Here is a 7,404-nt window from a genome sequence, read left to right on the forward strand (position 1 = left end):
GTCGCGCTGAACAGCGCCACCGCATCCTCGGTGTACTTGTCGAAATCGGTGTCGAAGATGCCCTGGTACTGAAAGTGCAGTCCCGAACCGACGTCGAACAATACCCACCGCAAGTAGTGCAGGCGCAACGGCGCGAGCACGTCGGGACTCCCTGCAATCGCTTCTTCGATCTGCTTGCCGTACGCGCGGACGGCCTCTTCGCGCCCCTCTTTGACCTTCGCAATGATCGAAAAGCCGTAGCACGCAGGAGTTCTCGGATAGATAGGACCGTACCTGCCGCGCTCGAGCTCGAAGAAGCCCTCTTTGGGAATGGCTATCGCCGCCGGCTTGCTCCAGTCATGCTCGCTCATCGGCATCCTCAGGCTTCCTTTGTACTGTCAGCGTGAACACTACGCTCCGGGCGTCGCCGACATCCCGCCTTGGCCGACGACAAATTGGCTAGCCAACGATCATTTCGTCGCCTTTCATCCGCGTGCACCCGTCGGTCAATGGTCGCCACCCCTGAGGTCCTCGAACAGCCCAGCACGGACCAATAACAAGCCGCTAACCACCAGCACCCATCCGGGAAACGTCATCGTCACCCACATGCTGAGGTCGCTTGCGAGAAGCACGGCGACTGCAGCAAAATAGCTGAGGCCAACGAGCCAGCGTGGCATCAAGCGCGTCCTCAACCAGATCGTCGCGAGCGACATCATGAACACCGCGGCCATCCGGACCGCATAGGTCTTGGTCGACGACAACACAACCATCTTTCCGAGATCGATCATCTCAGCATGAGCGGCCGGGTCCGTCACGCGCGTGTCTGTCGCCACCAGACCGGCGGCCACCGACATTGAAACGAACATCACCGCCAAAAACAGCAAACCGCTACCCAGGAAGACCGTCGAGAAGAAGCGGTCTTCGTAACGCCCCAAGCCGTCGCGCACCGCGCCGATGAACCACAGGAAGCTGATGCCGGCAAAGGGCATCAACACCGTTGCGGTCGCGATCCCTCTGCGGCGACTTGTCAGCCACTCAGTCGAACCCTGCACGCCCTCAGGCATTTTAGTTCGGATTAAGATCAGCACGGCACCAAATAGCAGGGCGAACAACACACCGGCCAATGCGGCCGCACGGGGTGTCGTCAATAGGCGAGGGCTGGGCTGAGACGCCATTGTCATGGTGTCATCCTCTCATCGGGCTTGCGCGGCACGCGGGCTTTCGACCAGCCGTCCTCGGCCGATACATCGGCCGAGCAATTTCAGACGAGTGCCAATTCGCACCGTCATTCGCCGCTGGCTGCTTTCCGTAGCTGTCGGAGCCTGTCCACACGCGAGATTCCTTGCAGACCAGTACTTTTGATACTGATCAGCGTGAAATCGCACCCAAGACCTGCACCGATAGCGCGGCAACTGATATCCCGCCAAATTCCTGCGGAAGGTCCCAAATTATTCCTGCGGACCGAGGCCGTGCGCTTCATAAAGGGTGACGCAGACTGGCGTCTCACGGCCTGGGGACTGGGCCAAAGGCCCTTGATTCTCTGCACACATGGCGAGCGCAGAGCGGGTGTCAGCGGTTTCAGAACTGCCGCCACCGCGGCGGTGTTTCCTCCCCCGTTGGTAACACGGCTTTACCCCACTGACATCGATGAGGACGAGGGCTTCAACAAGTTCGGCCTTATTCGCGCGCGGGCACACCCGTTTCTTCCTGTCTCGGCTCTTTTTTTCGTGTGTTTTCGTACAATTCTGCTGCTGACACTTCCATCTGCACGTTGGGCGTGAGGAGGTGGTGCGACTGGGAAAATAGTCACATCCGAGCTAGCGGAAATCGATGATCGTTTCACTCCGATCCGGCCCTGACATCATTTTCGCTGCCTGAATCGGTCGACGCCCCATCGCCTCACTTATGCCTTCGGCTCACGTGCGAAGACGTAATCGGCGCACCGGACAGCATTCAGCGGTGGCCCGAGAACGTATCTCGGTCGGACATTTCCTGAAGGAGAAGTCCATGTCTTTCGTGACCACACAGCCGGAAATGCTGAGCACGGCAGCCGGCGATTTTGCCAGTATCGGCTCGGCATTTACCGCCCAGAACGCCGCAGTGGCCGCCCCGACCACCGGGGTGGTACCCGCCGCCGCCGACGAGGTGTCGGCGGTGACGGCGTCGCAGTTCGCGATGCACGGCCAGATGTATCAGGCGGTCAGCGCCCAGGCCGCAGCGATTCACGACCAGTTCGTGGCCATGCTGCAGTCCAGTGCGCTGTCGTATGCGGCCACCGAGGCCGCCAACACATTGGCAGCCAGCTAATGAGTATCGCAATGGATTTCAGCGTATTACCACCCGAAATCAACTCCGCCAGAATGTATTCGGGTCCCGGCTCGGGACCGTTGATGGCCGCGGCGACGGCCTGGGATGAGCTGGCCACCGAATTGGGCTCCACGGCGGACTCTTACTCGTCGGTGATTTCGGGGCTCACCGGGGCAGAGTGGCTGGGTCCTTCGTCGGCGTCGATGGCGGCCGCGGCCGCGCCCTATGCGACTTGGATGAGCACTACCGCCGCACAGGCCGAGCAGGCCGCCGCACAGGCAATGGCCGCGGCCAGCGCCTATGAGGCAGCATTCGCGATGACCGTGCCGCCGCCGGTGATCGCGGCCAACCGCAGCCTGACGATGATGCTCATCGCGACCAACATTCTCGGACAAAACACCGCGGCGATCGCGGCCAACGAAGCGCAGTACGCCGAAATGTGGGCTCAGGACAGCGCCGCAATGCAAGGCTATGCCGCCGATTCGGAGGCATCGACGACGTTAAGGCCGTTCACTGCGCCGCCGCAGACCACCAACCCGGCCGGGCTCGCGGGCCAGGCCGGCACGGTCGCCCAAGCTGCCGCGCCGGCCGCAGCGATAGGCACAATAGGTGATGGGGTCCTCGTCAGCCTGAACCTTATTTCGCTTGCGTCGCTGGGAATCTCGTGTGCCATCCTTGGCCAAGGGGCGGTGGGGCTGACGGATCAGCATCGCGGCGAAACCGGTCCGCCGGTGGAACTGGCTACGGTAGGCCAACCCAATCCGGGGACGGGGGGGCTTGTGTCCAGGATTGGGAATGGGGCGGCGGTGTCCACGCTCACCGGCCGGGCCAGCTCGATCGGCGGGCTCTCGGTGCCGCCGTCCTGGGCCACCCCGCTGGCAGTGCGTCAGATCGCCGCGGCGTTCCCAGGCACCGCCCCGATAATCATGCAAAACAGCCAAACCACCGCAGACAGCCCCTACACCGGCATGGCGTTGGCGAGTGTGGTCGGGACCTCTATGGCGGGTCTTGCTTCCCGGGGCGCCCCTGCCGCGAGCGCAGCCGCGACGACCCCCGCGGCAAACAAAGGTCCCGCAGCAACCGTGGTGGCGGCGAACAAGCCGACCCCAGCAGCGGCGCGCGCCGCGACGCCGGTGGCGCCCAACGTGGCGTTCCCCTCGACGGTCCCGGTCGAGATCTCAGCGGCGGGCATACCGGCGGACGTCGCGGCCAACCTCGCGGCGACCCTGGCGGGGATCCCCGGGGCGACCATAGTCGTGATACCGCCTCCGCCGCCCCCCGGATAAATCCGGCTCACGAAATGAGAAGCCAATGAAAAGATTCGGTACGGCGGCTGTTTTTGCGACGGCCATGTTCGCCGCTGTGGGAACCGCGAACGCCACCGACCCGGTCGGAACATACAACGTGGTGTTCGACCACCGGGACGGATACGTTGACGACACCTTTCAGTGGACCCTCACACCATGTGGACAGGGCTGCCTCCATGCGACCGGCGACGATGGTTGGCAGGGCGATTTCCACCTCATCCGCGGTGAATGGACCCTGATGCAGCAGAACGTGCCGAACTCGGTCCGATGCAAAGACGGATCGAGACACGATGGCGACATGACGCTGACGTTCAACCCGACCAGCCTCAGAGGCAAGTCGACTGGCTATGACAACGTCGGATGTCCTCTTGGGGTCCCAGGTCCGACCAACCCGATATCGTTCACGTTGGAAAAGGCGTAAGCCGCTGGCCGTCAAACCCCTAGACGGGCAGCGGGGCCCTGCAGAGCGGGCAGCTCAGTAGCGGTAGTGGTCCGGCTTGTACGGGCCGTCGACGTCGACGCCGATGTACTCGGCCTGCTCCTTGGTCAGCTTGGTCAGCTCGCCGCCGAGGGCTTCCACGTGGATGCGCGCCACCTTCTCGTCCAGGTGCTTGGGCAGCCGGTAGACCTCGTTGTCGTACTCGTCGTTCTTGGTCCACAGCTCGATCTGCGCGATGACCTGGTTGGAGAAACTGTTGCTCATCACGAAGGACGGGTGGCCCGTCGCGTTACCCAGGTTCAGCAGCCGGCCCTCGGACAGCACGATGATCGACTTACCGGTGTCGCCGAAGGTCCACAGGTCGACCTGCGGGCGGATGTTGACCTTGGTGGCACCGGACTTCTCCAGCTTCGAGATCTGGATCTCGTTGTCGAAGTGGCCGATGTTGCCCAGGATCGCCTTGTCCTTCATCGCCCTCATGTGCTCGAGGGTGATGATGTCCTTGTTGCCGGTGGTGGTGATGACGATGTCGGCCTCGCCGATCACGTCCTCCACCCGCTTGACGTCGTAACCCTCCATCAGCGCCTGCAGCGCGTTGATCGGGTCGATCTCGGTGACGGTCACCCGCGCGCCCTGGCCGGCCAGCGAGTCCACCGAGCCCTTGCCGACGTCGCCGTACCCGCAGATCAGTACCTTCTTGCCGCCGATCAGCACGTCGGTGCCGCGGTTGATGCCGTCGATCAGCGAGTGCCGGCAGCCGTACTTGTTGTCGAACTTCGACTTGGTCACCGAGTCGTTCACGTTGATCGCCGGGAACGCCAGTTCGCCGGCGGCGGCGAACTGGTAGAGCCGCAGCACGCCGGTGGTGGTCTCCTCGGAAACACCCTTGATCGACTCCGCGATCTTGGTCCACTTGTCCTTGTCGGTCTCGAAGCGCTCGCGCAGCAGGTTCAGGAACACCCGGTGCTCGGCCGAATCGTCTTCCTCGTCCGGCGGAACCACGCCCGCCTTCTCGTACTGCGCGCCACGCAGCACCAGCATGGTGGCGTCGCCGCCGTCGTCCAGGATCATGTTGGCCGGCTCGTCGGGCCAGGTCAGAACCTGCTCGGCGGCCCACCAGTACTCCTCGAGGGTCTCGCCCTTCCACGCGAACACCGGCACACCCTGCGGCTTCTCGGGGGTGCCGTGCGGGCCGACGACCACCGCGGCGGCGGCGTGATCCTGGGTGGAGAAGATATTGCAGCTAGCCCATCGAACTTCAGCACCGAGGCTCGTCAACGTCTCGATCAGCACCGCGGTCTGCACGGTCATGTGCAGCGAACCTGAGACGCGGGCGCCCTTGAGCGGCTGGACGTCGTGGTATTCGCGGCGCAGCGACATCAGACCGGGCATTTCCTGCTCGGAGAGTTCGATGTCGCGGCGACCGTAGTCGGCCAACGACAGGTCGGCCACCTTGAAGTCGAGCCCGTTCACCACGTCGGGGGTCAGCTGCTGTTCGGTCGTCGTCATCTACTACCCATTCCTCCGGTCAACTAATTAGCTTTGTTACATATTAGTCGCGACGCGTTTTCGGCCGCGATCTGAGGTCAGTCGCGACGCCAAGCCTATTCTTTGGCTTCGCCGCCCTCGCCGGTGGTCCCACCCCGGGTCTCCGACTGGAAGTCTTCTCGAAACTCACCGTAGCGCTCGGCTGCCGGTGTCATGAGTCGTGCCAGGTCAGCGGCCACGTCGTGGTCGGCCTCCGGCGGCATCGACACGTAGCTCATCGCGAGCCGGACGATCGCGCGGGCGATCATCCCGGAGTCCTCCTCGCTGGCTCGCATCCAGCTGTTCATGAACGACGTTGTCAGGCGGGCCGAGCAGTGCGTGATGATCGGCCCGCTGTCGGTGGTGATGATTTGCAGCAGATCGGGTTTGGCCACTCCGGTCAGCAGCGAGATCACCAGCGGGTCGGCGGCCGAGTCGGCGAAGAACGCCCGGAATCCCTGCAGGAAAGCGGCATAGACGTCGCCGACGTTGGCGTAGATGGCGTCTTCGACGGCATCCACCAGGCGGTCGGCCAGCCGCAGCGCGTAGCCCTTGGCCAGACCTTGCCGCGAGCCGAACTCGTTGTAAATGGTCTGCCGGCTGATGCCCGCGGCGCGGGCCACATCGGCCAGCGTGATCGCCGACCAGTCGCGGCTCCCCAGCAGCTCGCGCATCGCGTCGAGTACCGAGTCACGCAGAAGGGCCCGCGACGCCTCGGCGTACGGGACCCTTCGCATATGCGCGACCCTAACGCCTGTCGCGCCACTCCTGCGTATCGCGGCGCGCGGCACAGTCGCGCTGGACCGGCTCACGCGCGGGCGACTTCCACCATCTCGAAGTCGGACTTCGACGCGCCGCAGTCCGGGCAGCTCCAGTCCTCGGGGATGTCGTCCCAGCGGGTGCCGGGCGCGATGCCGTCTTCCGGCCAGCCCTTGGCCTCGTCGTACTCGAAACCGCACTGCACACACACGAAGAGTTTGTAGTCGTTCATTTCGTTGCCTCCGTTGATTGTTCGAAGTCGGTCTTCTCGAGAACTGCACAGTCCGGGCAGCACCAGTCGTCAGGGATCTCATCCCAGCGGGTTCCCGCCGGAAACCCTTCCCGCTCAGCGCCTTTGGCTTCGTCGTAGACGTAGTCGCAGCCCGGGCAGCGGTAGGTCGCCATCACGCCGCGGCGCCGTAGCGCGCCAGCACCTTCTGCCGAAGACGCGGTTGGATGTTGACCCGGCTGATGTCGCCGTCGTAGTGCTCGAGCACCCGGTGGTCCATCACCTTGCGCCACAGTGGCGGGAAGTACGTCAGCCCGATCATCGACGCGTAGCCGCTCGGCAGGTTCGGCGCCCCGTCCATGCTGCGCAGTGTCTGGTACCGCCGCGTCGGGTTGGCGTGGTGGTCGCTGTGCCGCTGCAGGTGGTACAGGAACAGGTTGGTCACGATGTGGTCGGAGTTCCAGCTGTGCACCGGCGTGCACCGCTCATAGCGGCCGCTTTCGGTCTTCTGTCGCAGCAGCCCGTAATGCTCGAGATAGTTGACGGTCTCGAGCAGCGTGAAGCCGAACACCGCGGAGATCACCACGTACGGGATCAGCGCGAGGCCGAACACCGCGATCAGCGCGCCGTAGAGCACCACCGACATCGCCCATGCGTTGAGCACGTCGTTGGACCAGTGCCACTTGCTCTTGCCTGCCCGATCGAGCCGCTTGGCCTCGAGCTCCCATGCGGACTTCAGGCTGCCGAACACGCTGCGCGGCAGGAACTCCCAGAACGTCTCGCCGAAGCGCGCCGACGCGGGGTCCTCCGGGGTGGCGACCCGCACGTGGTGGCCGCGGTTGTGCTCGATGTAGAAG

Annotated in this window: 9 protein-coding genes and 1 pseudogene; 3 read left to right on the forward strand and 7 right to left on the reverse strand. The window is 63.9% G+C overall.

Features of this window, described 5'->3' with window-relative positions; all coding sequences use genetic code 11:
• A pseudogene (locus tag WAO18_RS22405) lies at positions 1 to 350 on the reverse strand (hypothetical protein); the annotation flags it as partial.
• Between the two features lie 135 nt (positions 351 to 485).
• Positions 486 to 1,160: a hypothetical protein gene (locus tag WAO18_RS22410; RefSeq protein ID WP_422208428.1), complete on the reverse strand. Its 675-nt coding sequence runs from the start codon at positions 1,158 to 1,160 to the stop codon at positions 486 to 488.
• Positions 1,161 to 1,986: 826 nt separating this feature from the next.
• On the opposite strand from WAO18_RS22410, the gene WAO18_RS22415 reads away from it, so the two are divergent.
• The 3 genes from WAO18_RS22415 to WAO18_RS22425 are packed head-to-tail and all read left to right on the forward strand — an operon-like array spanning position 1,987 to position 4,014.
• The gene (locus WAO18_RS22415; protein WP_422208429.1) at positions 1,987 to 2,286 is read left to right on the forward strand and encodes a PE family protein; all 300 of its coding nucleotides are present in this window, start codon (positions 1,987 to 1,989) and stop codon (positions 2,284 to 2,286) included.
• 11 nt (positions 2,287 to 2,297) lie between these two features.
• A complete protein-coding gene (locus WAO18_RS22420; protein ID WP_422208430.1) occupies positions 2,298 to 3,572 on the forward strand; it encodes a PPE family protein in 1,275 nt (424 codons plus the stop codon).
• Between the two features lie 25 nt (positions 3,573 to 3,597).
• The gene (locus tag WAO18_RS22425) at positions 3,598 to 4,014 is read left to right on the forward strand and encodes a hypothetical protein (RefSeq protein ID WP_422208431.1); all 417 of its coding nucleotides are present in this window, start codon (positions 3,598 to 3,600) and stop codon (positions 4,012 to 4,014) included.
• 54 nt (positions 4,015 to 4,068) lie between these two features.
• Here the strand turns inward: WAO18_RS22425 and ahcY are convergent, their stop codons facing one another.
• The 5 genes from ahcY to WAO18_RS22450 form a co-directional block, all read right to left on the reverse strand.
• Positions 4,069 to 5,541, reverse strand: coding sequence for an adenosylhomocysteinase (gene ahcY / locus WAO18_RS22430; RefSeq protein WP_422208432.1), 1,473 nt, complete (start codon positions 5,539 to 5,541; stop codon positions 4,069 to 4,071).
• Positions 5,542 to 5,636: 95 nt separating this feature from the next.
• On the reverse strand, positions 5,637 to 6,296 hold the full coding sequence (locus WAO18_RS22435) for a TetR/AcrR family transcriptional regulator (RefSeq protein WP_422208433.1): 660 nt from the start codon (positions 6,294 to 6,296) through the stop codon (positions 5,637 to 5,639).
• Between the two features lie 71 nt (positions 6,297 to 6,367).
• Complete coding sequence (locus WAO18_RS22440) at positions 6,368 to 6,550, reverse strand: rubredoxin (protein ID WP_422208434.1); 183 nt, start codon at positions 6,548 to 6,550, stop codon at positions 6,368 to 6,370.
• Complete coding sequence (locus WAO18_RS22445) at positions 6,547 to 6,723, reverse strand: rubredoxin (protein WP_422208436.1); 177 nt, start codon at positions 6,721 to 6,723, stop codon at positions 6,547 to 6,549. Before WAO18_RS22445 ends, WAO18_RS22440 begins: the two co-directional genes overlap by 4 nt.
• Positions 6,723 to 7,404 (reverse strand): alkane 1-monooxygenase (locus tag WAO18_RS22450; RefSeq protein WP_422208435.1); only part of this gene is annotated, 682 nt, incomplete at its 5' end. The genes WAO18_RS22445 and WAO18_RS22450, both read right to left, overlap by 1 nt.

Origin of the sequence: Mycobacterium sp. (assembly GCF_049278535.1) — a bacterium.
GTDB lineage: Bacteria > Actinomycetota > Actinomycetes > Mycobacteriales > Mycobacteriaceae > Mycobacterium.

What these genes read in the sequence shown, in the direction of transcription:
- WAO18_RS22410 (WP_422208428.1), bottom strand. Translation starts at nt 1,160, where the DNA reads ATGACAATGGCGTCTCAGCCCAGCCCTCGCCTATTGACGACACCCCGT.
- WAO18_RS22415 (WP_422208429.1), top strand. Translation starts at nt 1,987, where the DNA reads ATGTCTTTCGTGACCACACAGCCGGAAATGCTGAGCACGGCAGCCGGC.
- WAO18_RS22420 (WP_422208430.1), top strand. Translation starts at nt 2,298, where the DNA reads ATGGATTTCAGCGTATTACCACCCGAAATCAACTCCGCCAGAATGTAT.
- WAO18_RS22425 (WP_422208431.1), top strand. Translation starts at nt 3,598, where the DNA reads ATGAAAAGATTCGGTACGGCGGCTGTTTTTGCGACGGCCATGTTCGCC.
- ahcY (WP_422208432.1), bottom strand. Translation starts at nt 5,541, where the DNA reads ATGACGACGACCGAACAGCAGCTGACCCCCGACGTGGTGAACGGGCTC.
- WAO18_RS22435 (WP_422208433.1), bottom strand. Translation starts at nt 6,296, where the DNA reads ATGCGAAGGGTCCCGTACGCCGAGGCGTCGCGGGCCCTTCTGCGTGAC.
- WAO18_RS22440 (WP_422208434.1), bottom strand. Translation starts at nt 6,550, where the DNA reads ATGAACGACTACAAACTCTTCGTGTGTGTGCAGTGCGGTTTCGAGTAC.
- WAO18_RS22445 (WP_422208436.1), bottom strand. Translation starts at nt 6,723, where the DNA reads ATGGCGACCTACCGCTGCCCGGGCTGCGACTACGTCTACGACGAAGCC.